The 25,587-nt window shown below is 60.6% G+C and carries 21 protein-coding genes; 5 read left to right on the top strand and 16 right to left on the bottom strand.

The features are described 5' to 3' along the window. The 3 genes from WKF55_14325 to WKF55_14315 form a co-directional block, all read right to left on the bottom strand. A partial coding sequence (locus WKF55_14325; protein ID MEJ7760757.1) for a glycosyltransferase family 9 protein occupies positions 1-533 on the bottom strand: 533 nt, incomplete at its 3' end. A 35-nt stretch (positions 534-568) separates the two neighbouring features. Continuing rightward, positions 569-1,333 carry a lipopolysaccharide kinase InaA family protein gene (locus WKF55_14320; protein ID MEJ7760756.1) on the bottom strand — a complete coding sequence of 255 codons (765 nt, stop codon included), beginning with the start codon at positions 1,331-1,333 and terminating at the stop codon, positions 569-571. Beyond that, complete coding sequence (locus tag WKF55_14315) at positions 1,333-2,868, bottom strand: anthranilate synthase component I family protein (GenBank protein MEJ7760755.1); 1,536 nt, start codon at positions 2,866-2,868, stop codon at positions 1,333-1,335. The genes WKF55_14320 and WKF55_14315 overlap by 1 nt, the downstream gene beginning before the upstream one ends. A gap of 72 nt (positions 2,869-2,940) precedes the next feature. Here WKF55_14315 and WKF55_14310 point away from each other — a divergent pair, with 72 nt between their 5' ends. Further along, positions 2,941-5,076, top strand: coding sequence for a hypothetical protein (locus WKF55_14310; GenBank protein MEJ7760754.1), 2,136 nt, complete (start codon positions 2,941-2,943; stop codon positions 5,074-5,076). 326 nt (positions 5,077-5,402) lie between these two features. On the opposite strand, the gene WKF55_14305 is transcribed toward WKF55_14310, so the two are convergent. Beyond that, positions 5,403-6,851, bottom strand: a complete 1,449-nt coding sequence (locus WKF55_14305; protein MEJ7760753.1) for a carboxypeptidase-like regulatory domain-containing protein — start codon at positions 6,849-6,851, stop codon at positions 5,403-5,405. A gap of 234 nt (positions 6,852-7,085) precedes the next feature. Here WKF55_14305 and WKF55_14300 point away from each other — a divergent pair, with 234 nt between their 5' ends. Beyond that, a complete protein-coding gene (locus tag WKF55_14300) occupies positions 7,086-9,386 on the top strand; it encodes an ATPase, T2SS/T4P/T4SS family (GenBank protein ID MEJ7760752.1) in 2,301 nt (766 codons plus the stop codon). A gap of 10 nt (positions 9,387-9,396) precedes the next feature. Here the strand turns inward: WKF55_14300 and WKF55_14295 are convergent, their stop codons facing one another. Beyond that, positions 9,397-10,227 (bottom strand): acyltransferase, encoded by an 831-nt coding sequence (locus WKF55_14295; GenBank protein ID MEJ7760751.1) that lies wholly within the window; start codon positions 10,225-10,227, stop codon positions 9,397-9,399. 243 nt (positions 10,228-10,470) lie between these two features. Here WKF55_14295 and WKF55_14290 point away from each other — a divergent pair, with 243 nt between their 5' ends. Further along, a complete protein-coding gene (locus WKF55_14290) occupies positions 10,471-11,004 on the top strand; it encodes a hypothetical protein (GenBank protein MEJ7760750.1) in 534 nt (177 codons plus the stop codon). Positions 11,005-11,013: 9 nt separating this feature from the next. Here the strand turns inward: WKF55_14290 and WKF55_14285 are convergent, their stop codons facing one another. The 7 genes from WKF55_14285 to WKF55_14255 all read right to left on the bottom strand — a co-directional run bounded on the left by WKF55_14285 (position 11,014) and on the right by WKF55_14255 (position 18,508). After that, entirely contained in the window at positions 11,014-11,700 is a 687-nt protein-coding gene (locus tag WKF55_14285; protein MEJ7760749.1) for a hypothetical protein, read from the bottom strand. Positions 11,701-11,734: 34 nt separating this feature from the next. After that, entirely contained in the window at positions 11,735-12,424 is a 690-nt protein-coding gene (yihA, locus tag WKF55_14280) for a ribosome biogenesis GTP-binding protein YihA/YsxC (GenBank protein MEJ7760748.1), read from the bottom strand. Next, entirely contained in the window at positions 12,424-14,874 is a 2,451-nt protein-coding gene (lon, locus tag WKF55_14275) for an endopeptidase La (protein ID MEJ7760747.1), read from the bottom strand. Before lon ends, yihA begins: the two co-directional genes overlap by 1 nt. A gap of 135 nt (positions 14,875-15,009) precedes the next feature. Then, positions 15,010-16,251, bottom strand: a complete 1,242-nt coding sequence (clpX, locus tag WKF55_14270; protein MEJ7760746.1) for an ATP-dependent Clp protease ATP-binding subunit ClpX — start codon at positions 16,249-16,251, stop codon at positions 15,010-15,012. Between the two features lie 88 nt (positions 16,252-16,339). After that, positions 16,340-16,960 carry an ATP-dependent Clp endopeptidase proteolytic subunit ClpP gene (gene clpP / locus WKF55_14265; protein ID MEJ7760745.1) on the bottom strand — a complete coding sequence of 207 codons (621 nt, stop codon included), beginning with the start codon at positions 16,958-16,960 and terminating at the stop codon, positions 16,340-16,342. A 10-nt stretch (positions 16,961-16,970) separates the two neighbouring features. Then, on the bottom strand, positions 16,971-18,212 hold the full coding sequence (gene tig / locus WKF55_14260; GenBank protein MEJ7760744.1) for a trigger factor: 1,242 nt from the start codon (positions 18,210-18,212) through the stop codon (positions 16,971-16,973). Between the two features lie 62 nt (positions 18,213-18,274). After that, positions 18,275-18,508 (bottom strand): hypothetical protein, encoded by a 234-nt coding sequence (locus tag WKF55_14255; protein ID MEJ7760743.1) that lies wholly within the window; start codon positions 18,506-18,508, stop codon positions 18,275-18,277. A 76-nt stretch (positions 18,509-18,584) separates the two neighbouring features. Here WKF55_14255 and WKF55_14250 point away from each other — a divergent pair, with 76 nt between their 5' ends. Then, a complete protein-coding gene (locus WKF55_14250; GenBank protein MEJ7760742.1) occupies positions 18,585-19,271 on the top strand; it encodes an SOS response-associated peptidase in 687 nt (228 codons plus the stop codon). On the opposite strand, the gene WKF55_14245 is transcribed toward WKF55_14250, so the two are convergent. The 3 genes from WKF55_14245 to WKF55_14235 are packed head-to-tail and all read right to left on the bottom strand — an operon-like array spanning position 19,268 to position 23,181. Next, complete coding sequence (locus WKF55_14245) at positions 19,268-20,596, bottom strand: glucoamylase family protein (protein ID MEJ7760741.1); 1,329 nt, start codon at positions 20,594-20,596, stop codon at positions 19,268-19,270. The two genes, WKF55_14250 and WKF55_14245, sit on opposite strands and share 4 nt — an antisense overlap. Before the next feature lie 12 nt (positions 20,597-20,608). After that, entirely contained in the window at positions 20,609-21,574 is a 966-nt protein-coding gene (locus WKF55_14240) for an Ig-like domain-containing protein (protein ID MEJ7760740.1), read from the bottom strand. After that, the gene (locus tag WKF55_14235; GenBank protein ID MEJ7760739.1) at positions 21,574-23,181 is read right to left on the bottom strand and encodes a hypothetical protein; all 1,608 of its coding nucleotides are present in this window, start codon (positions 23,179-23,181) and stop codon (positions 21,574-21,576) included. The genes WKF55_14240 and WKF55_14235 overlap by 1 nt, the downstream gene beginning before the upstream one ends. An 8-nt stretch (positions 23,182-23,189) precedes the next feature. Here WKF55_14235 and WKF55_14230 point away from each other — a divergent pair, with 8 nt between their 5' ends. Next, the gene (locus tag WKF55_14230) at positions 23,190-23,702 is read left to right on the top strand and encodes a hypothetical protein (protein MEJ7760738.1); all 513 of its coding nucleotides are present in this window, start codon (positions 23,190-23,192) and stop codon (positions 23,700-23,702) included. Between the two features lie 657 nt (positions 23,703-24,359). Here the strand turns inward: WKF55_14230 and WKF55_14225 are convergent. Beyond that, positions 24,360-25,280 carry an alpha/beta hydrolase gene (locus tag WKF55_14225; GenBank protein MEJ7760737.1) on the bottom strand — a complete coding sequence of 307 codons (921 nt, stop codon included), beginning with the start codon at positions 25,278-25,280 and terminating at the stop codon, positions 24,360-24,362. Between the last annotated feature and the right edge of the window lie 307 nt (positions 25,281-25,587).

Genomic DNA, 25,587 nt, shown 5'->3' with positions numbered 1-25,587 from the left:
GCCGGTTTGCTGGTGGCGACCACAATCGACGCTACAGGCCGATCGAACCGGGACGTGAAGTTTCGCTGCCAATCTCGTTCGTTGGGCCAAGGCCCCAGGTTCCACGCGACAGGTTCCTGGGGGATGCCGAGATGAGTCAGGAATTCGAAGTATTGATCCTGAACGTGCTGAACCGGATGTGCCGCGATTCGTTCGGTGGTAAACAGCCAGTTGGCATCGCGTGCGCGTGCGACGTTGAATCCGAGCCGCCGGCGCGCACCCGATAGTGCGGTGAGAAAGCCCGCTTTGAAGTACACCTGAAGGTCTATCAACAGGTCGAAATTCCGGTCTCGCAATGCTGCGGCTGCATCGCTGAATGCACGCCATCCGCGGGAGCGATCAAAAACAATGAATTCGTCGACTGCGGGGTGACCGCGAACGAGACTGGCGGGAACGGCTTGCAGGACCCAGGTGATGTGACAACCCGGCAGGGCGCGTTTCAAGGCATTGATGACAGGAAGCACGTGCACCGCGTCACCTACTGCACTCATCATTACTATGCAGATCCGGCGCGGCGGTGACGCGTCGGTCATTCGCCTGGGCCAGCATCCAGACGCAGCATCGAAATCTCCCTTTCGGTCACGTCGATCTGCCTGCTGTCCCTCCATTTGCTGATCGATCGTTCGATACGCGCGAGGTTGGCCTGCTCGACCATCGGATCTCCCGGAACGTGAAAGCGGATTCTGTCGACGTCCAGCACATGCGCCGCGGCTCCATCCGGCCCGTCCCAGGTGATCAGCACGTTGCGCAGATTGAGATCCGGGTGATGCGCGCCCGCGCGAGCCAGAGATGTCATCAAGCGTCGCGCCGCGCGCAGGCAGGCATCACGCTGCTCACCTGATTCGATCCTGGCCAGAATCGTAAAAAGGTCGTGACCGTTCTTGATTTCACGGGTGGCGACGTCGCTGCGTCTTAAAACTGGCCCCGCGCGGTAGGTTACGAACGCAACGATCTCCGGCGTCGATACTTTCGAGATGCGAAGCCGCAGCGAATTGACGAGCTCGCGGAGCCCGCGGGTGGGGGGCATGAACAGATCGCTGTTTGCTTTGGCCAGTGCCCCCCCGCGCATGGCGTGCCGGACCACGACATCGCCGCACCCATCAGCCAGTGGGATGGCATACACCGGCGCGCGACCCGTCAGGATGCGGGCCTCAGGCTGCGCGGCGGCGTACGAATAGAGTGTTCCTGACGCGAGAATGGTTTCGAGCACAGCGTGACACGGTTCGATCACAAGGCCCCGCGCGCCGGAAACGCGGATTTTTGCGTAACCCGGCATGGCCAGATCGAGCGCCATCAGCCGCTCGCTCTCACGCGTGCAATCGCCGTGAGCAGTGCGCCAGCCTTGTTCTCCGTTTCCTCCCATTCACGCTCGCCAACGGAGTCAGCGACGATTCCTGCGCCGGCCTGGACGCTTGCAACCCCCCCGCTGATGATGCACGTGCGGATCGTGATCGCGAGATCCATTCGCTGCCCGCCGCTCGCGATGTAGCCAACCGCGCCCGCATACGCGCCGCGCGCTACCGGCTCCAGCTCGTCGATAATCTCCATCGCCCGAACCTTGGGCGCACCGGTCATCGTACCGGCCGGAAATGTCGCGCGAAAAACCTCCATCGCCGTCACCTCTGAATCGACCTCGCCTTCCACCTCGCTGACGATATGGAGAACGTGAGAGTATTTCTCTACCTGCATGAACTCGGTGACTTCTACCGATCCAAAACAGGCAACACGGCCGACATCGTTGCGTCCGAGATCGACGAGCATGATGTGTTCGGCGCGTTCCTTTGGGTCCGCCAGCAACTCCGCGGTGAGTTGCGCATCCTCGTCGGCATCGACGCCTCTTCTTCGCGTACCGGCGATAGGGCGGACAGTCACCCGGTTGCCGGTTTTTCGCACCAGCAGCTCGGGAGAGCTGCCGACAATCTCGGTCCCATCGAGCACGACGTGGTACATGTACGGCGACGGATTGAGGGCACGCAACACCCGGTAGAGCGAAACGGGGTCAAAGTCGGCCTCGAGCTCGATTCGCCTCGACAGTAGCACCTGAAAGCAGTCTCCGGCGAATATGTATTCGCGGATGCGCTCGACGGCGTCGAGGAACGCGGACCGCTCGATGCTCGACCGGCCCGTCGCAGGGGCGCGATTTGAATCAAGCGCGAGCTGGCCAAGTGGAGAGGGATCGCGCAGCCGGCGCTGCAGCTCATCGATCTCCAGCGATGCAGTATCGAACAGCTCGCGGAGATCCGTACTCGATCGCGAGGCATCATCCCGAAGATGAACACCGACGACGATACGAGCCTGCGACCTGAGGCTGTCGACAATGATCATCGACCTGGTGAAGATGAAGATGCTGTCAGCCAGGCCATCGTCGCCGGGGCGGCGCGGAAGGTTCTCGATGTGCCGGACAATGTCGTACGCGAAATAGCCCACCGCACCGGTCCAGAAAGCGCCAAGCTCGGGAACTTCGACCGGAGTGGCGCTGTTGATCCTCGAATCCAGATCCGCCAGCGGATCGGCGGGCGTCCGCGCGTTATGCCAACCGCTGGCACTATTCCAGTCTTCCACGGTGCCGGCGCGAAGCCGCCACGCCCCCTGGGGCTCAGTGCCGAGGAATGTGTAACGGGCCCAGGTCTCACCTCCGGCGGGTGCGGATTCGAGAAGAAAAGCAAAGGAACCGCGCCGTACCTTGGCAAACGCCGACACCGGCGTGTCCGTATCCAGGAGACAATCGCGCCACACCGGAACGATTCTCGATGCGCCCTGGCGCATTGCACCGTTCGACAGCGGTTCGTTCGCGAGCGACATGAAACGATCGAATGAGCCGTTGCTCATGAGATTCGGAACAGCGGTGTTTGAAAAGTGTTATTCAATTGCCCCGGCACATCTCTCACATACCTTTCCCTGATGATGCGACGGTCAACCGCGGCGCTGTTCGCCGCCAGCACTTTAGTGGCTGCAATATCGCCCTTCCTGAAGCTGAATGCGCAGGGGTGGAACGATCCGCGCAGTCGCGCCCTTGTGGAGCAGGCAACCGAGCGGCGAGCGAGGCAGATCGCTGACACCGCGCTGGCAAGTTACCAGGCGGCCGCCCACGGATATCTCACCTTTCTGGCGCAGGTTGGAGAGGGGTTCACCGAACCTCCAAAAATCGTCAAGGCCGACGAGCTCGCGCTGGAGGTCTACTGGCGTGCGCCGAACCTCAGCAAGCAGCGAATTGCCGGCCGACGCGACACGCTCCTGTTACCCACCGACATCAACTATCATCGCGATCACCTCGGCATCGTTCAGAATAATTTCCCCAGTATCATCCGGCTCGGCGACGGCGATGAGGTCCGCGATGTTCCACATCCGCTATCGGCAGCGGGCTTGCTGGAATACGACTATGCCGTCCGCGATTCCCTGGAAATTCGCCTTGGCCCGAGGAGCCTCAACGTCTACGAGGTTCGCGTTCGCCCGAAAAACGATCGCTCGCCACGCGCAATCGGCGCTGTATACATCGACAGGGAAAGCGGGGAAGTGGTGCGGATGGCGTTCAGTTTCACGCGGGCCGCGCTCAAGGACAAGGATCTCGAGGATGTAAGTGTCGTACTCGAGAACGGCCTGATCGACGGCAGATTCTGGTTGCCGCGCAGGCAGGAAATCGAAATCCGCCGAACGGGAACATGGATGGAGTACCCGGCCCGCGGCATCATTCGCGGGCGCTGGGAAATCTGCTGCTATGAGGTGAACAAGACGCTGCCGCAGGCGCTGTTTGCGGGGCCCGAGATAGTACTGGCGCCACGCGGAACCCAGTCTCCATTTCCTTTCAAGGGAGGCATACTCGACTCGCTTCCTCCCGATGTCCGGGCGGCAACGGACGAAGACGTCGCAAAGGTGCAGGAAGAAGCGCGCGCTCTGGTGCGCGGTCAGGCGCTGGCGCGAAGCCAGACACTTTCTCTCTCGGCGCGGAAAGTATCCGATATCGTCAGGGTAAATCGCGTTGAGGGCCTTGCCATTGGCGGTGGGCTCGCGCGCCGGCTCGGTGACGGGTTTACGATCAGCGCGCGCGGGCGCTATGGGCTGGCTGACGAGAGATTGAAAGCGCGCGGCGAAATTTTCTACCGCCGTGCAAGCGGGGCAGGATTTGGTATCGCCGCTTACGACGATCACCGAGATGTAAGCGATGAGATGGAGACGTCGCAGGTGAGGAACAGCATCGCCGCCCAGGAATTCGGGAGTGACTACACTGAGCCGTTTGGCGTCCGCGGTTTCTCACTGATTGCGCGGACCCCCGCTGCACGTGGCTGGAGCGCATCGATCGAAGCGGCGACGGAAAACCACCGGCCGCTCGCGGTGAATGCACGGCCAGCATCCGGTCTGTATGAGCCTGCCATCGATGCATTGTATATGCGCGAGCGGCGGTTGACACTTGTGGTCGATCGCGCAACTCGCCTCATCGGTCCGGGCGTGGAAGCACGCTTGCACGGTGAAGCGAGTGGGATGGCCTATCGCCGGCACCCCCGCGCTTCAGACATCGACCCGCTGTTTGCGGCCGGCGATGATTTGATGTCGAGATATTCATTCAGCGGGAATTTTGAACGACCGTTTGGCCGTCGGCGCATCGTGGCGCATTCGCTGCTCGCGCTTGCCGCAGGCAGTTCCAGGTTGCCGCCGCAACACCTGGTCTATCTGGGTGGTCCTGTCACAGGGCCGGGGTACGAATTCCACGAGTTCGCGGGACGCGGCGGGGTGAGTCAGCGACTCGAACTGCGAACCCCGTTGCCCTTTCCGTCGATCAAACTGGGCCGCTACGGCCGCGCTCCTGCAGAAATTACATTCGCTCCGTACGTCCATGTATTGAGGTCCGAAGGACCGAGGTCACGTCGGTCCGTGCCTGTCAATTGGCAGTTTGGACCAACCGTCCAGGGTTGGTACCCCTCAGCCGGAGCAGGCCTGCTATCGGTGTTCGATCTCCTGCGCATAGATGTCTCGCGAGGATTACGCGACGGGCGCTGGATGTTTTCGGTCGACGTCGGGCGGGATTTCTGGGCGGTGCTGTAAAACTTCTCGGGGTCTCCTCCCGATCGAGTGATTTGGGGTGAGAGACCCCCGGAAAGGGACAGTGGCGTGTTTTGCGTTTCCTGTTTTTCAGTTCACCGTTTTTCAGTTTACTGCGCACCGTGATTGATCCTCACGCCCCCGAATCTGATGCAGTCGATAGGGGTCACGGATGAACGGGCAACGGTGTCACAGTAAACGCACAACGCGCCACTGACTGGGTTTAGCCCCGATGACCCACACGACCGGGAGAGGACCCACTTTTCGGTTGACGTGGGGCGGGATTATGGAGGGGTGCCGTTATTCTTTCTGGCCGCTGTTCTTCAAATTCAGATTCTGAGTTTCCACTTAGTCCAGATAACAACACTGGCGCAGGGTTTCCCGTTCCTCCCGAATGCCGTGAATTCTGGCGGAGATGACTGCGCACCATAGACCTCGAGGGCGCCGAGCTCCGCTCCGGAGACGAAGTCATCGGGGGTGCCGCCAGCGTCAGCCCACAGATGGCCATCGACGTAGTACCTGACACAGTCCCCCAACCTGCCAGTCACGTACGGTTGTCCGCTCGAGGTGGTTCCAATTCGGAAGGAAGGAATTATACGGAGAAGATCGGTCAGCCTGGGAGGATTTCTCCGGGCGATTTCGTCCGGCGACAAATAGCGGCCCGCCCCCAACGTCTTCCGACTTGCGAAGCCGACTTGCTGGAGGCCGTGCTCGCGAAGCGCCGAAACCCGGACGGTCTCGAGCACGGGAATAAATTTTGTAAGCTTCACTTCGACGAGCCGCCCGGCACCCGATTCAACTTCGACCGGTACCCTCACGGGCTCGAAACCAAGGCGGCGCACGACCACACCGCGTGTGCCGGGCCGTAAGCCACCCAACCCGAAAGAGCCGTCGGCACCTGAAAGTGTCACGGCCCCATCGTCTTCGGATGACACGCGTGCGCCCGCGATCGGCGCGTTCGCGGCGTCGAGAATGCGGCCCCGCACCACTCCAATACCCCGCTTGACGCGGCGGCTCACGGGTGAGCCGCTGTTCCGCCCGCCTGCCCCCTCCGTGACTCCACCAGGAGGCGAAAGACGAAAGGGTACAATCGCGATCCCCGAGCTGAAGTTTGCCCTGAGGGCCGCTGTTGTATCGCTTCCCCTCGATGCAGCTATCCCGGTCTCCAGATCGGATGGAATTCCGCAGAGCTCGTACGAACCATCGGACAGAACCGTCGTCGTCCGCTTCTGCGGAGTACGAGCAATCGACTTTCGGTCCACTTGATAATCCGTCCACTCAATCGAAACCACCGCCCCCGTCGATGGTTGTCCGGTCTCGGCGTCGAAAACCATCCCGATCGCCATGGAGGATCCCAGCTTTCTCTCGGCAGGAGTGCATTTCCGCTCTACCAGGCTACTGGCCGAGGGCGTGCTGATGACGACGAAGATTGAATCACTCGCGCTCGACTGGAACGTGCGCGTTCGCAGCCTTATCCCCAGGGTGTCAAGGAAGGGATGAAAGGCTTCGAGCTCGTACGACCCTGGAGGTAAGTCGGCCATGCGAAATCTTCCCGAAGCGTCGGCAATTGCACTGTGCGAGGTGCCGGCCACCTGAATTATTGCCTGACTCAGCGCTCTTCCCCGAACGCTGTCGATCGCGAACCCAACCACGACACCAGCGGCCGTAACGGGCCGTTGTGCGGCCAGAGGCACCGAGAGGGCAGACAGCGCGATTGCGATGCTACTCGCTTGAAACAGAGCGGATCCCGCTTTTTTCCCGACCATGTTGCAAGTCACGATCGTCTCTCGGAAGCCGGACATCAACCCGCAATGACCGAGGTAAACAGCACTTGAGTTTCGCCCGACGCGGCGCAGGTGAGGCCAGGGCAAATCAGTCGCGCCAATATTCCACTGGTATCAGATTCAAAGCAAGAATCAGTTGCGAACGCGAACGATTCTCCGCGCAGCGCGGCGATTGTCATGCTGCCGACAACCAGGCCCACATTGAGCGAATGCAATCCGGGGAACCAGTTGAACGCTGCTAGCGAACCACGTGACAAGTGGTTGCTGCCAATCCTCGCCGGGATCCTGCCAGCGGGTGCTCTTGCCGCTATCACTGGCTCCGTCGGAGACAGTTACTGGGAAGCGGCCGTACGTTCCAATCTCATCACCGATCAGGGCCTGCTGACAGAGATCGCGAGACGTTCACACGCAGTGATCGCGCCGCGACTGGCGGTGTCCGACAACGCACGCGCGGCGCTGCCCGAACGGCTCGCGAGACGCTTCCACGTTCTGCCACTTGCCGTCTCGGCATCCACACTCGATATCGCGACTTCGAATCCATATGACATGGACTGCGAGCAGATGCTTGCCTTCGTGTCCGGCCGCTCGGTGCGGATGTCACTGGCGCCGCCATTGTTGATTGCTGAGCGTATCGAACAGGTATACAGCGCCCAGCCTGTGTCAAAGCCGGGAACAGCGAATAGACAAACGCCGCCTGACTCCCCCGCTCGGTCAGGTGAATCGCCGCCTTCAGCGGGTATCGCCGATACAATCGTCGGTCTCGTCGATAGTATCGTCGCCGATGGCATCAATCAGAGAGCCAGCGACATCCACCTCGAGCCGGAAGAGAATGGCATCGCCGTCCGCCATCGCGTGGACGGGCTCCTCCGCCACGTCGCGGTACTGTCGAAACCCGTTGGCGTGCCGCTCGTGTCACGCATCAAGATCATGGCGAAGATGGATATCGCCGATCGACTGAGGCCTCAGGGAGGTCATGCATCGATTTCTCTCGGCGGGAGCAGAATCGATCTCAGAGTGTCGACGCTGCCCGCCTCGCACGGCGAAAAGGTGGTCATCCGCATACTCGACCCCCGCCACGCCCTTCGATCCCTCGAATCCCTCGGCCTCGATGCTTTCGATGCGCCACGCATGAAAAAGCTTCTTGAAGTGCGCGAGGGGCTCATCCTCGTCACCGGCCCAACTGGGTCGGGCAAAACGACAACACTGTATGCCGCGCTAAGTCAGATTCAGCATCGCGGTCTGAACGTCATCACGGTCGAAGATCCGGTTGAATACCGCATTCCCGGAATCGTGCAGGTACAGATCAACGACAAGGCGGGCCTCACTTTCGCCTCGGCGCTGAGGTCAATTCTCAGACAGGACCCCGATGTCGTTCTCATCGGCGAGATTCGAGACCGCGAGACGGCGGCAATCGCAATCCAGGCTTCGCTGACAGGCCATCTTGTGTTCGCCACCCTTCATACCAACGATGCCTGCAGCTCCATCACGAGACTGACGGATCTCGGCGTAGATAGCGCCAAATTATCGGCCGCACTCAAAGGCGTTATCGCGCAGCGGCTGATAAGGAAACTGTGCAGCAATTGCTGCGTCGTGGCTAATAGCGGGGCGCCGGTGCAGCTGCGACCATCCCTCTCACGGAACATCATGGTCTTCGCCCCGGCGGGATGCGTTCTCTGCGGAATGAGCGGCTATCGCGGCCGGATAGCCGTTACGGAAATTATTCAGATCGACTCCGACCTGGAGCGAGCCATCGCCGACCGGTCGACGGCGGACGTCCTGACTCAGGTGGCGCGTCGCGGTGGTTCGAGATCGCTTTGGGAATCGGGAGTCGCACATCTCGTTCGCGGCGAAACCGATGGCGATGAGCTGCTGAGGGTGCTCGAGCAGCAGATTCGATCGCCTGCCGTCGCAGCGAATGCCGAACGCGGCAGCGCACAAACGCTGGTGCCCGATGACAAACTCCCGGACGTGGAAGCTGATACTCGCACGGCGCCACGTAAGTCGCTTGATTCGTTTCAGGATGCAACCACCCGGGAGCAGGGAGATGACCTCGAGGTGCCGGCAATGACCGGCATAACCGCCGGGGTAGTGGATGTATATGTCATCCGGCCGCTGCCGGAAGGCTGGAAGATTCTGGTGGTCCAGCGCGCGGTTGACACTCGCTGCCCGAATGCATGGGAAACCATACATGGGCGGATCGAGCGGAGTGAGCGCCCGGAGGATGCTGCAGTACGCGAGGTGATGGAGGAGACAGGGCTCACCATCGTCCGGTTGTACAACGTGACAGTGCAACCGTTTTATCTGCACATGTTCCAGACCGTCCAGCTCGCCGTCGTGTTCGCCGCATTCGTTGACGAGCCAGCGACGGTCGCGCTTGGAGAGGAACACCAGACGCACGAATGGCTGTCCGCCGCCGACGCGGCGTCGAGGTTCGTCTGGCCGCGTGAGGTCGAAGCGCTCACGCACATCCGGAAGCTTCTTGCATCGGGCGATGCCGGCCCAGTCGAGGACGTTCTGCGCGTGTTTTGAGAGCCCCGGGCTAGCGCACCTTCACGGTCGTCAGATTGCCTGTACCAGTCGGTGCGTTCGGCTTGACTCTTACACTCTTGGCCGGAATGCCGACGTAGACGTGGTAGGGCCGCACATCCTTTGTCGCGACCGCACACGCGCCCACCATTCCTTCCTCCCCCACATGCACTCCCGCCAGGACCGTCGCATGGTAAGTGATGCGAACGCCGTCGCTCAGTGTCGTAACCGCGTCAGTCACATCTCTTTGATCGACAATGCTGTGCGTGTGGCTGTAGATGTTTGCGTAATCGCTGATCGACACCCGGTTGCCGATGGCAAGACCGCCGCGATCGTCGAGCAGCACATGGCGGTGCACCACGACGTCGTCACCGACATCCATGTTGTAGCCAAACGAGAACTCCACGTTCTGGAACGCCTTGAAGTTTGCACCGCACCTCTTGAAGATCTGCTGAGCCAGCAATCTCCTCAGCCTGACTCCGAGATCCACGTTCTGGCCGCCGAGTGGCGTGCGATCGAACGAATACCAGAGCCAGAGAAGGGGTTTGACGCGCTGAAACTTCTCATCGTCGCATTCGGCGTAGTACTCCGGCTCGAGCGTGACATTCCGCGGATCGAGCGCACTAAGCGCAAGTCGCGTTAAAAGCGGCAGCGCAGTATCCTCCACCGACGTCTCCCAGTCCGTAGAGTACTGCGGATACGCTATGTCACACAGCGTCTGTCTGCATAACAGCGCCCAGTCAGCCGGCCTGTCGGCTAGTGCGGCATCCATCTGCGACAGCCAGTCCATCGTTGCAGATGCGGTCGGGCGTTCAGATAGCTTGCGAAGCGGCAGAAGGGTCATTTGGGTCGGTTCAGGTCGTTGCGTTTCGTCATGGGCTTAAGCTATCACTGACTAACCTTCAGGGGATAACTGCCGGCGGAAAAATGAGCAACTATGCTCCTCATCGCCGTGTCGAAAGGTTGGCAATCGATCTGAGTCGGGGCCAAGATCAGGAGGTCAGTCGCAACGGTTGCTCTACTTTCAAGGGGAGTATTTACAATGTCGGTGCGTGCGTTTGCAGCTTTCGTCTTCGCATGTTGCGCCATGAGCCGGGTAAGCGATGCCCAGCAAGTCGAGGCCGTAACCGGACGGTTATTGTTCGCAGCAGGAACCGAAGCGATTGGTTTCCGCGACGGCGCGGTGATCGATCCTGCCCTGTCGCTCCATTTCGGGTATGAACGGCCACTCGGCAACTCCCGCGTCGGTATCAGGTTGGCCGGAAGCTTTACCGGGAACGCCCACAACAATGCAGACTCTGAATCCTACGGACGCTTTTACGGCGCAGGCCTTTTTTCAACCTATGCGCTCTCGACGGCACGAGCGCTCCGGCCGTATCTGATCGCCGGTGCAGGAATTGAACGCCTTAGCACCACCAGGACTCTCCAACGCGTGGGTGACAGCGGCGCTCGGTCGGTTTCGCTTGTTGGGCAGAGCAGTGCCTCACTCTCGGGCGGAGCTGGCCTTCTCTCCCGTCTTGGGCCTGCGTCGGTATTCGCCGAAACTCGCCTCACCTGGTTCCCGGGTGGCTCGCAAACAAGACGAGCAGCCATACCCATTTTGGTCGGCCTGCGGTTTTAGCCGTCTTCCCTATCGCGCCGATCCGCCCGACGCCCGGGCCCTTACTAGCGCTCGCTCTCGTTCGATTCTCTGCAGCACCTGCTCCCAGAGAGAGTTGCGCTGACCCTGGAACGTTACTGTCAACGGGTGATCGACATCGATGTCGCCGGGATACACATAAACCGCGCTCTGCGTTTCTCGCTGTCGCAGGCGCTGCTCGCCGAAGCCGGTGCTCAACGGTATGACATCGATCGGCCTGAAATCCTGGCCACCACTCGTTATTACAAGATCCATCGGGCTGAACCTCGCGTTGTCTTCGAGTCCGTAAAAAGACACGTACCACAGATCGGGAGCGCGCCCTCCAGACCGGCGCGTGATCTGTTCAATCGTCCTTCGGTTGCTTTCCTGCAGATCCCGCAGTGCACGGTAGGAATCCGGAGTGAGAAGACGAATAATGTTCTCATCGAGTGGAATGGCGCGGACGATCAGCCCCGGCGGCTCCAGCCGGGTTGCAATGTCGTCCTGGCGCAGCGAGCCGTAGCCAACGGGGACGCTGCCTCGGCCCGCGCTGTCGTCGACCACCACGGGCGCCGGATCGCCGCCAGCCGCGCCCGGCGTGGACGGCGCGCAAGCCGCGACGACAATTACGCCTGCCGCCCAAACCAAAAATATCCGTACTACCACCGCGATCGGCGTCCAGACCCGGAATGACCTCATCGCCGGCATGCCTGGCATCCAGACACGAAACATTTCATGCGGCACCCTCACTCCGCGGAACTTCGAGAGGAGCATCCACTGTATCGCTGTCCGGCTGCACAGCAAGCGAATGCGCTGCAACGATCGACGAAACTGCCGCTGCCAGCTCGTCACGACCTGCACCGGTCATGGCGCTGAACTCGATGGTCTGCGCTGGATCGAGCATCAGCCCCCTGACGATCTCGCCGGTGCGAGCAGCAACACTAGCCCGGGATAGCTTGTCGACCTTCGTAAGGACTACGATCGTCGGTATTTCGAGGTGGGCGAGAAAATCCAGCATGGAGACGTCATCTTCGCTCGGTGCACGCCTGATGTCCAGCAGTTGCACCACCCCGGCCAGCCTTGTCGTTCCGCCAAGATAGCCCTCGAGCAACGGGCGCCATTCAGCCTTTCGCTCTTTCGAGATCTTCGCGTACCCGTAGCCCGGGAGGTCAGCCAGCACGAAGCGATCGTTGACGAGAAAGAAATTGATCTCGCGGGTCCGGCCCGGAGTGCGGCTCACTCTCGCGAAGGCTTTGCGTTTCACCAACCGGTTGAGAAGCGACGACTTGCCAACATTCGACCGGCCGGCGAACGCAATTTCCGGCAGGTCTGTGTCCGGCCGCCAGCCGCCAGCAGACGCCATTCCACCCATGAATTCCAGCGACCGGATAACCAGCGGGTCTGCACCGCCGGCATCAGCCATCAGTGCGCCGTAATGACGTCTTGAATCGACTCACCGCCGTTGTGAGCGTGATCGCCCGCGCGGGTCGCTCGCGCCGCGCGCCGCGCCGCCGCTTTCTTGAGCGAATCGCCCCGCATTGCAATTGCCAGGACCTCGTCCATCGTCTTCACAGGGTGAAACCGAACCGCCGCGCGAACCTCTTCAGGCAACTCGTCGACATCTCGCGCGTTGCCGAAGGGAATGATGACATCCGACACCTTGTTGCGGTGCGCGGCAACCGACTTCTCCTTGAGGCCGCCTATTGGCAGCACACGCCCTCGAAGCGTTATCTCGCCCGTCATCGCAACGTCCCCGCGCACGGGTACACCAGTCAATGCGCTGATTACGCTGGTAGCAATGGCAATCCCCGCCGAGGGCCCGTCCTTCGGCGTCGCACCGGCAGGCATGTGAATGTGGATGTCCCGATTCTTGTAAAAGTCCGCATCGAGGCCCAGCTGGCGGGCACGGGTGCGCGCATAACTGAGCGCCGCGCTCGCGGATTCCTTCATCACATCACCCAGGGTGCCGGTAAGCTGCAATTTCCCCCGCCCCTTCACCACGCTGACTTCGATTTCGAGAACCTCGCCGCCGACGGATGTATAGGCCAGGCCAGCCGCCACGCCGACTTTGTCCTCGAGCGACGTGTCATCCGGATCGAATGGCGGCGAACCAAGCAGCTCCTTCAAGTCTGCCGACCGAACAATCTGAGTCGCGGACCCGGCCATATTCTCGGCTCGCTTTCGAGCGAGTTTTCTCGCCACTCGCGCAATCCGCCGTTCGAGCTCGCGCACTCCCGCTTCCCGCGTGTACCCCCGCATGATGGCCGCAAGAACATCAGGCTCAAACGTAATGTCGGAACTGCTCAGACCGTTTGCCTCGAGCTGGCGAGGCACGAGATACTGACGCCCGATAGCCAGCTTTTCATGGTCGAGATAACCGGCCAGCCGGATAATCTCCATTCTGTCGCGGAGTGCTTCCGGAATGCCTGAAAGACTGTTGGCCGTAGTGACAAACAGCACCTGCGACAGATCGTAGTCGACTTCGAGATAGTTGTCATTGAACGCAGTGTTCTGCTCAGGGTCGAGAACCTCCAGCAGTGCAGACGCCGGGTCCCCACGGTAATCCTGCCCAAGCTTGTCCACCTCATCCAGCAGAATGACCGGGTTGACGACCTCGGCACGACGCATCGCCTGGATAATCCGCCCGGGCATCGAGCCGATGTACGTGCGCCGGTGCCCCCTGATCTCGGCTTCATCCCTCACTCCGCCAAGCGCCATCCGGATGAATTTTCTGCCGAGTGCGCGGGCAATCGATTTGCCGAGTGATGTTTTGCCTACGCCGGGGGGGCCTACGAGACACAATATCTGGCCGTCGATGCGGCCCACGAGCGCGAGCACGGCAATGAAATCGAGGATGCGGTCCTTTACCTCCTCCAGCCCGTAATGGTCTTCGTCCAGGATCTGTCGCGCATGCGTCACATCCAGCACTTCGTCCGTGCGTTCTTCCCACGGAAGCCCGATAATCCAGTCGACGAAATTGCGAGAGACTGTGAACTCGGGTGACATGGGTGACATCCGGCGCAGTTTTCTCAATTCCCTGAGAGTGCGCGTGCGCACCGGATCCGGCATCGGCTTGTTTGCGACTTGCGTCTCGAGGTCACCGAAGTCGTCGCCGTCCTCCTCGCCGAGCTCCTTGTGAATCGCCCGAAGCTGTTCCTGCAGATAAAACTCTCGCTGATTCTGAAAAAGCGCTCCGCGAACATCGTCGTCGATCTTTCGTTCGAGACGTAGGAGCTCGCTTTCGCTGTTCAGTGTTTTCGCAAGCGCGTCGAGCAGGCTGCTCAATGTGAGAGCCTCGAGCAGCTTCTGCCGGACATCGAATTTCACCGGCATGTGAGCAGCGACGCCCCATGCCTGCCGCTCTTCCGACTCTGTGCTCTGTATCAGGCCGACCACTTCCGGTGGTATCCGGCGGTGCAGCGCAACGTACTCTTCGAACAGTGACAACACCCTGTTGCCAAGCGCACGAGTCTCGGGTTCTCCGGTGGACTCGGTCCACTCCAGCGGAGAGGCAACCGCGCGCATGAACGGCCCGCCGCCGACATAGCGGGTGATCTTCGCGCGGGCAAACCCCTCGACAAGCACCCGTGTGCTGCCGTTTGGCAGGCGGGCCACCTGAAGCACTCTGCCAAGAACGCCGGTTCGATGCAGATCCCCCGCGCCGGGCTCCTGAGTTTCGCCCTCTCGCTGTGCGACGAGGAGGATGAGCTTGTCGCCTTCGACTGCCGCGTCGATTGCCGCCAGGGAAGGTTGTCGGCCTACCAGCAGCGGAATGACGACGTAGGGAAAAATGACGACATCACGCAGCGGGAGAACCGGTATGCGGGCTTGCGCCTGCAAAGTCTCGCCGTCACGCACGAATTCGTGAGTCACGATAGGTATGTGGGTAGCCTGTCAGCCGCCACTTGCGAGCCCTTCTGGCGCACACCGGCGCGGAGCCGTGTACGGGAAGCGGCTAACGGGATGCTGGTGGCAGATAGAGGAGGGTAGATGGCGTCGGGAAACCGATCAGGCTTCCTTCTTCCGGCGAATCGGCGATATCTCGAGCAGCGGCTGAGTGCCGTTCGTGATACAGGACTCGGTGACCTTGACTTCAACGACGTCCTCGCGGCTCGGAAGGTCGAACATCACCTCCATGAGCGTTTCTTCCAGAATGGCGCGCAGCCCACGGGCGCCGGTGCCACGTTTGAGTGCCTTCGTTGCGATTGCCGTCAACGCGCCTTCGTCGAAGGTGATCTTCACTTCTTCGAGTCCGAACAGCTTGGTGTATTGCTTGGTGAGCGCGTTCTTCGGCTCTTTGAGAATTCGTACGAGCGATTTCTCATCGAGCGCTTCGAGTGCGACGGTAACGGGGAGCCGCCCGACGAGCTCGGGAATCATGCCGTATCGAAGGAGGTCGTCCGGCTCCACTTCTGCAAACATCTGGGTTGGATCGGCATCCTTGCGCCCGGCGAGGTTGTTGAAGCCGATCTGGCGCCGTCCAACACGAGCTTCGATGATTTTTTCGAGACCGTCGAAAGCACCGCCGCAGATGAAGAGAATATCCTTTGTGTTGAGCTGGATGTACTCCTGCTGCGGATGCTTGCGTCCCCCCTGCGGCGGGACCGAAGCAATGGTTCCTTCGATGATCTTGAGGAGCGCCTGCTGCACACCCTCGCCAGACACATCGCGGGTGATGCTCGGGTTTTCCGACTTGCGTGCGATCTTGTCGATCTCATCGATGTAGACGATTCCGCGCTCGCACTCCGCAATGTTGAAGTCACCCGCCTGAAGCAGACGTACGAGGATGTTCTCGACATCCTCTCCGACATAGCCAGCCTCGGTGAGTGTCGTGGCATCCGCAATCGTGAACGGTACATCGAGAATCCGCGCCAGCGTCCGCGCCAGCAACGTCTTGCCAACGCCCGTTGGGCCGATCAGCAGGATATTGGATTTGTCCAGCTCAACGTCGTCGTCCTTGAGGGACGCGGAGTTGATACGCTTGTAGTGATTGTAAACCGATACCGCTAACGCCTTTTTCGCGTGCTCCTGGCCAATGACGTACTCGTCGAGCACGTCCTTGATCTCCTGCGGCGAGGGAACCTGCGTGATCGCCTCGGATACCTCCCGCTCCTCGTCCTCCGCCAGAATCTCGTTACACAGCGCAATGCACTCATTGCAGATGTACACTGACGGGCCAGAGATGAATTTCCGGACCGAATCTTTCGATTTTCCGCAAAACGAACAGCGGAGGTGTTTATCCTGCGACATGGGGGATGGGTGCCAGGGACGTCAAACGTAGGCTGCTGAACAACTAACAGCGGTTTCGGATATGGTCAAGCGCGAATACGTCACTGCCCTATCCCTTTACCGCCTCGATGATCTGGTTCTGGTTCTGGTTCGTAATCACATTATCGATTATACCGTACTCCTTGGCCTCTTCTGCCGACATGAACCGGTCGCGATCCATGTCTCGCTCAATCTGCTCGATGTTCCGGCCGGTGTGCTTGGCCATGAGCTCGTTCATCTTGGCACGGAGATAAAGAATTTCGCGGGCCTGGATCTCGATGTCTGCGGCCGTTCCCTGCGCGCCGCCACTGGGCTGATGAATCATGACGCGGGCGTGGGGCAGGGCAGACCGCTTGCCCGGCGTGCCAGCAGCAAGCAGAAAAGATCCCATGCTCGCCGCCAGACCCATGCAGGTGGTGTTTACAGGCGGCTTCAGGAACTGCATGGTGTCGTAGATCGCCATTCCCGCAGACACGCTTCCGCCCGGCGAGTTGATGTAGACGTGGATGTCCCGCTCGGGATTATCCGCCTGCAGGAACAGAAGCTGCGCAATGACGACATTCGCAACATCGTCGTTGATTGGAGTGCCAAGAAAAATGATGCGGTCCATCAACAGACGGGAAAAGACGTCATACGTCCTCTCGCCGCGACTGGAGCGCTCGATTACATAAGGCGTATACAGTGTCGGCATTGCGGGAACCTCAGCTTTCGGTGTGTACTTCGTTCTTGTCGAGCAGCCACGCAAAAACCTTGTCTTCAGTAAGGCTGCGTTCCATTTCCTTCAATCGGCCGCTCTTCTCGAGCTGGGCATACAGCTGGCCGGGATTGACTCCGCGCTTGCCGGCCTGCTCGGTGATCCGATCGTCAATGTCTTTCTCGCTCGCCGCCAATCCTTCCCGCTCGGCGATAGTCTCGATGACGAGGTCGCGGCGAATCTGACGTTCGGCGACCGACCGGAACTCCGTCGCAAATTTTTCGCGCTCCGTCTCCGGAATCTGATATGCCTCTGCGTAATTGGAGGCAAACTGCTGCACCCAGCTTTTGGGCACGTCAAAGGGGTTGGCGCCAACGATCTCGTCGACCAGCTTCTGCCGGACTTCGGCCTCAGCTTCACGTGTCGCATGCTCAGTCATGTCCGTCCGCACCGCTGTCCTGAATGCATCGAGCGAGTCAAAATCTCCGACTTCCCGGGCGAAGTCGTCGTTCAGATCGGGGGCCGACTTGCGCTTGACGTCGTGAAGCGTGATTCGGACCGTCTTGGTCTGGCTGCGCTGGGCTTCGTCGGGAAAGTCCTCGGGCCATCGCACCGGCCGTTCGACGGTCTCCCCCGGCATTGCTTCCATCACCAACTCCTCGATTCCCGCAATCGCCTGTCCGGTGCCGAGTACAAGCGGGTAGGATTCGGGCGCAGCCTCGGTATCGCCGCCGGTCGATATCGCGACGTTGACCATGTCACCGGGAAGCGGTTTGCCGTCGACGGGTGCCCACGCAGCGCGCTGGTCGCGCACGGTCTCGATCTGCTCCCGAACGAGATCATCCGTGATTGAAATATTGCGCCGGGTCACTCGAAAGCCGGACACGCGGGAGAGGTCAAGGGTCGGGCGCAGCTCGAAATGGAGCTCGAACGTAAGAGGCTTGCCCTCTTCGAACTTGAGGTCATGCACGTGCGGCTGCGACGCGATCTTGAGATCCTCTTTTTCAACCACTTCCTTGTACGCATCACGAACGATCGCCTCGAGCGCCTCCTGACGTATCGCCTCGGCGAATTTCTTTCGCACCATCGTCGCCGGGGCCTTGCCAGGTCGAAAGCCCGGCAAACGAACGGTCGAGGCGTACCGGCGAGCGGCCCTGTCTTCGGCATCCCGCACTGTTTCGAGGGGTACGGAGACCTGAATGTGACGATCTACCCCTGAGCTTTCCTTCGGCGTGATATCGATGTTCATGCTTCTAATATAACAGGGGGCGCCAACACTTCCCCTGCCTCACACCGGTCTTCCAGCCATCGTCAAACCCTGTCTTCGAGACCCTTCACACCCGAGTTTTCCGCGCACGACGCGCAGCAGTAGAACGTTCCGCTCGCTTCAACGCCGTGGCCGATGATCCGGCACCCGCAGTGGGCGCATTTGGGCGCCAGCAGATGGATCGCGCACTCGAAAGCGTCGAATGTATGAGTCTCCCCTCCCATCGTCACCGTGAACGATTTGTCGTAGCTGTTGCCGCATACGTCGCATTTTGCCATGGTCTGTCTCGATAGTCGTAGGTGCAGAATCATGCTGCGCGTTCCGGGCCATGGCAACCGGCCTTAGTTTTACGTCATGTGCGGCAGGTCATCTCTTCACGACGTCCCGACGAATGTTCTCGATCGGTTCAGGCTGCCGCCGGTGCTGCCGGGCTTCACGCCCCGGTTTAACATTGCGCCCACTCAGGAGCAGTGGACAATCGCCGTTGGGCGCGACAGGAAACCCGTTTCGAAACTCATGCGGTGGGGCCTGGTGCCTTCCTGGTCGAAAGATCGCTCTGCCGGACATCGTATGTTCAACGCCAGGGCCGAATCAGTCACTGAGAAGCCGGCATTTCGCGATGCGATGCAGCGGCGGCGTTGCCCGATCCTCGCCGATGGCTACTATGAATGGAGTGTCCGGGGGAAGTCGAAAGTGCCGATGTATTTTTATCTCGCCGGCAATCGTGCGTTCGCCATGGCCGGTCTCTGGGAGTTCTGGAACGATGGCGATGCGCCGCTGTTGACATGCGCGGTCATTACAACGCCCGCCGGTGCCCGAACTCAGCCCTGGCACCACCGGATGCCCGCGATTCTCACCCTCGACGGCGCGGAATCGTGGCTGGACGCGTCGACTCCTCCGTCGGCACTTCAGGCTCTTCTCGTGCCGTACGACCAGGATGATCTGGTATCCCATGAGGTGGCAAAGCTTGTAAACAGCCCGGCCAACGATCGAGCCGAGTGCATGGCGCCCCTCGTCGCCGAGGCCGCTACCGTCACCTAGCAATTCGCGGACGTACTACCGGTACTGGTGTTCTCTTCCGTCCCGCTGTGAGTTGCTGAATCCAGCCAGCCTCCGGTAAAGCCAGCGCGGCGCAGGCCCTCCTGGATATATGGGCACCCATATAATAGACGCCAGATGAGTCCCGTAAAATGATTCTCGATCATCATTGCCACCGGACCCTGATCGATCGCATAGCACACACCCGACGTCCACGCATGCCCATCGCCACCCTTATGGGGATAGGACGCGTTGAAACTGCAACGGTAGCCGTATTGTCCCACGATCCCCCGATTCTCCACTGCCAGGCGGGCGAGGGCTTCCTCAACGTCACCGGGCGCGAATGGCAGCGATGCTGCGACACTCCAGGGGGACAGAGTTCCATCATCAGCGCCGTAAGGCACACCCCGCGCCCGGTAACCGTGGAAATCGTGCTCTCGATCGTTGATCGTGTGTCGCGACGGGCCCGGCCCATCGCTGGCCGTTACCCCCCACGAATGCTCCCCGTAGCCGGCGAAACCGCCTGGATTGCGGCGTGCGTACTCCCGCTGCACGGCGACAGCATGCTGGCTGTTCTCGAAATAGTCACTTTGCTTATCGCGCATGAACGCGTCCCGAATTCCACGGAAATCAATCCATGCGTGGCTCAACTGATGAACGAACAGTGGCCCCCCATAGAGGTATTCGTGACCATAGACCCGCTTCCATCGATAAGTCGATGTCCACTCGCCGTATGCGCGCTCGTCGAGCGAATGAGTGGGTGAACCCAGGCCCAGTATGTAGAGGAAAAGCGACTCGTTGTATCCGCGCCACGCATAGGGAATGAAACCACGTCCGGGCCGCCAGCCATGTGACAGCGCACCGGACTTGTCGGACGCCCAACTCCAGTCAGCCCGCCGGTAAAGTGCGTCGGCCAACTCGCGAATCTCGGCTTCCGCGGGGGTTGCGCGGTCGAAATACTGCCTGGCAACCAGCGCTCCGATTATCGCGATACCGGAGTCAACCGTGGACAATTCGGAGTTGCCCGCACGCTGGCCCGACTCGAAGTCGAGGAAGTGGAAGAAGAAGCCGCGAAATCCAGTCGCGTTCCGCGTGCCCGTCTGCGGTGCCTCCCAGAGGAAGCGGAGTGACGCCAACGTCCTCCCGGCTGCAGTCGAGCGTTCCACATAACCGCGCTCAGCTGCGATTACCAGGCATGCGAGCGACATTCCCGACCCTGCGATCGAGGCCGAGGCGCTGTCGCTCGAGCTGTCGCGAATAAGACCGTTCGAGACGTTGGCGTATCGATCGAAATAGCCAAGGGTATCGCGCTGCAAAGTCAGGAGCACGGTCCCGGTCTGTTAGCCGCCGCCTGAAGGACGCGCGGCGATCGCACCCGTGTTCGGGAAATAATCGGTCGGCCGGTCAGTCGTGCCGACCAGCCCCACAACCGCGAAGCTGCCGTCATCATTTCCGATCAGGTTGAATGGAACTCTGATCACCAGGTTGTTGGCGGAGAACGCAGCGGGCACGGCGACCGGAACGCCTCCGGGAAATGCTTCGATAGTGACTGTGGTGGCCGTTGCATTGAACAGGCTGATCAGATAATCCACACCTACGTTTGCTGAGGCCCCGAACGAGTTGCTCGAAGCACGTCCGCCGGTGGCTGCGTTGCTGTCGATGTCGATCTCGATCACGCCGGCAACCGCGGCCGGGCCTCCGACGGATGCAGGTCCTACCGGCCCGGCGAAAGTCAGCGTGAGAACGAGTGTGTCGCGACGAAATTCCCCGCGAGCGTCGATCACGTCATGCGCCCGTGCCAGACCCACGGGTGTCGGGGCCAGCGTATCACCTCGCATGTCGGAAACAGCAAAGGCGCCAACGCCGGTATCAGGGGCTATCGCCGAGATTATGAACGAAACCGGAGCGAGACCGGCCGCTGTGGCGGTGAGAAGTCTCATACCGAATGAGTTGCCGAGCGTCCACGCCCCGGCGGTTGCCCTACCCCTGGAATCTGTCGTCGAAGTCGGAGTTTGAATTGTGCCGCCCGATCCGGTCGTGAACGTCACCATCACTCCCGGCACCGGCCTGTTCTCGTCATCCAGCACCAGGACGGATGGCACGACAGGAGAGTCCCGCCCGGCCACGCCTGTCTGATTCGCTCCATCCAGCGCCAGCATCCGCGCCGGGCGCCCGAACGTGGGGGCGGTCGCTGACTCGCTGCAACTGGCAAGAACTACCGGCACCAGAAGTATTCTTCTCGCCACGGTCCGCCAGGAACGAATTGCCGGTATGGCGCTGTCAGGCAGGATGGTGGGAGACATCATCAGAGGCTACCGAGGTCGACTGCGCGGATCACGTTATCCGCCATGATGAATGCGACTCCCCCGTAAACCGCCATTCCGTTGATCCGTCCTTCCACCCGCGCCCCGACGATAGTGTCTGACCAGCTGGTCGGGTCGATGCGGTGTATCCTGTCACCGGCAAGCACGTAGAGAAATGAGCCGGCCACTGCCATCCCCTTTACCGAATTGAGCGGAAAAGGTGCGACTCTCTTTGCCCATGATCCGGGGGTGACTTCAGTCAGCCTGTCGTTTGCAATGACATACAGACGACCGTTTCCCGCGGTCATGTCGTTGAAGTCCGTCCATGTGCCGGGCATTGTAGTGCGCGGCCATTCGCCGGGGTCAGCGAAAGCGAACCGTTGATACCCATTCCAGAGCGCATGCAGCTTTCCATCCTGCATCACATAAGTGGAACCGAAGGGAGGAGCTGAAACGACTCTCTGAGTGCGCGGGAATCCTTTGGGGTCTTCAAGCGCGCCGAGGGGACGTCCAGATTCAGCCGTTAGCCGCGGATTGCCCGTCATTCCGCCGGCATCGCGATTCCCGAACCGGTTCCCCCAGAAAAGCCATGACCATGCAAGCCCGAAATGAACGTCTGCCTGTCCGGCGCCGAGTACCGTGTTGCCAATGAAATAGACGTCCCGCAATGGACCGCGCGGTCCGCTGTCCTCGGTCTCATATCCGCCGAGGCCCAACCCCGCATGCGCCGGACCGACGATCAAATTGTTGGCGACCACTACACCCTGTGATCGCCACACATCCAGCGCCGTGAGATACCAGCGGTCGATAGCTGGAGTGGATGCGTGATCGAGAATCAGATTGTTCTCGATGATGACGCCCACTCCCCCGTATCCTGTCTGGAGCGCCTGATAGATTGCATGCCGGTCGGCATTGCGGATAACGTTGTCCGCTATCCGCACCCGCCAGCAGTTTTCGTTGTGGATTCCGTAGCCAGAGCCTCGCGTGAATCCGCCCGGCAGTACGAAGTCCTGAATGTTGTCGAGACTGTTGCCAGTGATCGCGATGTCGGAGCACTGACCACCGCGTGGACTGACCAGGCTGATGCCCACGGCGACGTCCTTGATCTCGAGGTCATAATATTTTGCGCTGGTCAATGACAGACGGTCATCATCGGTTGCGATCGCGGCTGTCGGAACGTTAGACGGTAGCGTGCCCTGAATCGTCATGTGAGCGATGCTGATGCGCTTGACGTTGCCCGGGGTATTGAAACCTGTCAGAATGTTCGGCCCGAGGCGGATTATCGTCTTCCCGCGCCCCGCCCCGAATATTTCGAGATCGTTCTTGCTGGCAATCCGAAGTCCCTCGTCGCCAAGGTCGTACACACCCGGCGCAATCTGTATCTGCTGAAACGGTTGTGCGTTTCTGATTGCAGCCCTCAGCGATGAGACGGTTGAAACGCCGACCACAGCGTTGGTTGCCGTCGCGCCGGCACCGTTATCGGTGACAATCAGGGAAGTCGGAAGCGGGACGTCGCGGGCGCATGCCGCGGCGACCCATAGAGCGGCGGCGAGGACAGAGCGGCTGGTGACGGTCACACAGGTGTGACGACTGGCGTTTCGGATAGACATGCCGAAATATGCACCGCTGCCCGAGCCCGCGCCGGGTCGGGCTTGCCTCGATTGCAGCGCGGGCGCGGGCTTCCCATCTTCGGCGGCAGCGCTCCGGAGTGTGGCATCCCGGGATAACTCGCGGCGCGGCGCCTCGAAGCGATCCACCTGGCTTAAGTGTATTCGTAGCCTGCCTCGATCATCCTGGCGGCGCGCACTACCTCATTCATGCCACTGACCACCCTCGGTTTGCCGCGCGCGGGCTGGCCGCGGCGCGCGCTTACGCGAAGATCGCACCCGACGCGGAACACGCTCTGCACATGCCGTCGCTCATATTCGTGCAGATCGGCGCATGGGGCGATGCGATTGCATCCAACGAGCGCGCATGGGCCGCGTCGGTAGCCGGTGTGAAGGCCAGCCGCGGTCCCGAAAGTGAGCTAAACCTTCACGTGTTAGGGTGGCTTCAGTATGGGTACCTGCAGCAGGGGCGCTTTCGCGAGGCCAGAGCACTCGTTGACAGCGTCCGCAAGTATCTCGATTGAATGGACTGGATGAGGTCGGACCCGATAGATGGACGCGACGCACTGACAGAGTTCAAGTTCAGCTATGCGGCGACGACGAGCGACTGGACAGTGTTCGGGCCCACAGCCCCAGACACCGCCGTTGCGGGGCTGCAGGCGAATCGCCACGTGCGAGAAGCTTTGCCTTCGCGGATAAGTATGCTGTTGCATTCACTGCGGCGACTCTTGGGGACACGGTCAGGCGAAGTCGATCGCAGACTGTGCTTACACCGGAGACTGGCCTCGTCGCGTGGTTGCGCGCGCGCACGTTGCTGCACTGGTTGCCCGAGCTCAGGGAGACAGGCCTCGCCACATCGAACTGCTGCGGAGTGCTGAGCGGCGCATGCGCGGATCAGTCACGTCGGTCCGCCGACCCTCGTGCCGGCTGACGAAATGCTCGGCAACGCGCTGATCGAGGCGCGTCGGTGGCCAGAAGCGATTGCTGCGTTTCAGAAGGCGCTCGGGTTCATGCCAAACCGGTCGGCGTCATTTCTCGGACTTGCACGGGCTTATCGCGCATCGGGACGGGAAGCAGATGCGCGAATCGCATACGGCAAGCTGGTCGCGAACTGGCACGCCGCCGATGCCCCACCCAGCGGTGAAGGAAGCAAGGGCGGGGTTTCGCTAAACGCCTGCCCTTCAGCGCGCCGGGGCGAGCCTTCGGCGAAACCCCATGACGGCGGCAATTACTTCATCGGGCCGCTCCTCGTGAATGAGGTGTCCCGCGCCGGGAATGCGGGTAATGCTGAATTTGCTTCCCATTGTCATGAACGGTTCGATCTCCGCAGGTTCGGTCGCGCCGAAATGCGGAGCCGTTCCGACAAGCAGTTGAAGCGGCGCCTGCACTTTCCCAAGCGAAGGACGCATCGGTCGCGGCTCTTTCGAGCCTGCAATTGAACGATACGTGTTGAGTGTAGCTGAAATCTTCCGCGTCCACGGCGCGAGATAATTGTCAACGACCTCGCTCGTTATCCATGACCGGTCACCGGATACATTCTCCAGATCTCTACGCAGCCGGCGACGCATGATTCCACGGCTTGGAATGATCCTGAAAAGAACCGCTGCGACGGCGAACCCCATCTTGAGACCCGGTGAAGCAGAAGTCTCTGCCGCGCCCCCTTCGAGTGAAACGATTCCGCGCACACGATCTGGTGTCCCGATCGCCAGCCGGAGAAGCATAGAGGTGGAAAGTGCCTGTCCGATGAACAATGCTTCGCGGACACCTAGCGAATCGAGCGCGGCGCCAATCCGCCGCGACTGGGCGGTGATAGAGTAGTCAGCTTTCTGCGGACGGCCTGAGGATGCCACTCCAAGCGGCTCTATCACGATTACCTGCATGCCACTGTCGGCAAGAGGCGGAATGACTTTGCGAAATGCATAAGTCAGCGACCAGATTCCCGGGACTATGACGACTGGATCTCCGCGTCCTGATATGGAGACGTGAAGGGTTTCTGCCGGAGCGACAGCGATTCGCATCACCCGCGGCATCTGCGCATCTGCGCGGGCAGCCACCACAAAGAGGGCAGGGAGGAGCAGCAAGCGAGGTGATGTGAAGAGCATCTTCCGGGAGGAGGCCAATGTTGCCCGATCTGCGTTTGATTCGCACCTTACTGGCGGCGTGGCGGCTGCAGGCAAACCTAATCGCTGCTCGATGCAGAACGCACGAAGGTTTGCGGCTTGGCAGTCTGGCGCGTTACGCCTGGCGTGTCAGTGCGTTAATGGCGTATTAGTTTGCGTTGAAACGAGGATTGCGGATTGCCGACCGATGAAAATGTGAAAGCGAAAGGTCTGCTTCCAGAGCGGTCAATGCCGGCAGCGGGCCAGCGTGACCGTTCGGCTGGTGACGCTATTGTCGACAACGGTGCAA

This window comes from Gemmatimonadaceae bacterium, from assembly GCA_037721215.1.
Lineage (GTDB): Bacteria > Gemmatimonadota > Gemmatimonadetes > Gemmatimonadales > Gemmatimonadaceae > UBA4720.
Note: the sequence above shows the minus strand (reverse complement) of the source record. Positions and strands in the feature narration are given on the sequence as shown.

Coding starts and splice junctions, on each gene's coding strand:
- WKF55_14295 (MEJ7760751.1), bottom strand. CDS start 10,227: ATGACCCTTCTGCCGCTTCGCAAGCTATCTGAACGCCCGACCGCATCT.
- WKF55_14225 (MEJ7760737.1), bottom strand. CDS start 25,280: ATGCTCTTCACATCACCTCGCTTGCTGCTCCTCCCTGCCCTCTTTGTG.
- clpX (MEJ7760746.1), bottom strand. CDS start 16,251: ATGTCGCAGGATAAACACCTCCGCTGTTCGTTTTGCGGAAAATCGAAA.
- WKF55_14285 (MEJ7760749.1), bottom strand. CDS start 11,700: ATGAGGTCATTCCGGGTCTGGACGCCGATCGCGGTGGTAGTACGGATA.
- WKF55_14235 (MEJ7760739.1), bottom strand. CDS start 23,181: ATGTCTATCCGAAACGCCAGTCGTCACACCTGTGTGACCGTCACCAGC.
- tig (MEJ7760744.1), bottom strand. CDS start 18,212: ATGAACATCGATATCACGCCGAAGGAAAGCTCAGGGGTAGATCGTCAC.
- WKF55_14250 (MEJ7760742.1), top strand. CDS start 18,585: ATGTGCGGCAGGTCATCTCTTCACGACGTCCCGACGAATGTTCTCGAT.
- WKF55_14240 (MEJ7760740.1), bottom strand. CDS start 21,574: ATGATGTCTCCCACCATCCTGCCTGACAGCGCCATACCGGCAATTCGT.
- WKF55_14290 (MEJ7760750.1), top strand. CDS start 10,471: ATGAGCCGGGTAAGCGATGCCCAGCAAGTCGAGGCCGTAACCGGACGG.
- WKF55_14230 (MEJ7760738.1), top strand. CDS start 23,190: ATGCACCGCTGCCCGAGCCCGCGCCGGGTCGGGCTTGCCTCGATTGCA.
- clpP (MEJ7760745.1), bottom strand. CDS start 16,960: ATGCCGACACTGTATACGCCTTATGTAATCGAGCGCTCCAGTCGCGGC.
- WKF55_14255 (MEJ7760743.1), bottom strand. CDS start 18,508: ATGGCAAAATGCGACGTATGCGGCAACAGCTACGACAAATCGTTCACG.
- yihA (MEJ7760748.1), bottom strand. CDS start 12,424: ATGGCTGATGCCGGCGGTGCAGACCCGCTGGTTATCCGGTCGCTGGAA.
- WKF55_14310 (MEJ7760754.1), top strand. CDS start 2,941: ATGATGCGACGGTCAACCGCGGCGCTGTTCGCCGCCAGCACTTTAGTG.
- WKF55_14315 (MEJ7760755.1), bottom strand. CDS start 2,868: ATGAGCAACGGCTCATTCGATCGTTTCATGTCGCTCGCGAACGAACCG.
- WKF55_14320 (MEJ7760756.1), bottom strand. CDS start 1,333: ATGGCGCTCGATCTGGCCATGCCGGGTTACGCAAAAATCCGCGTTTCC.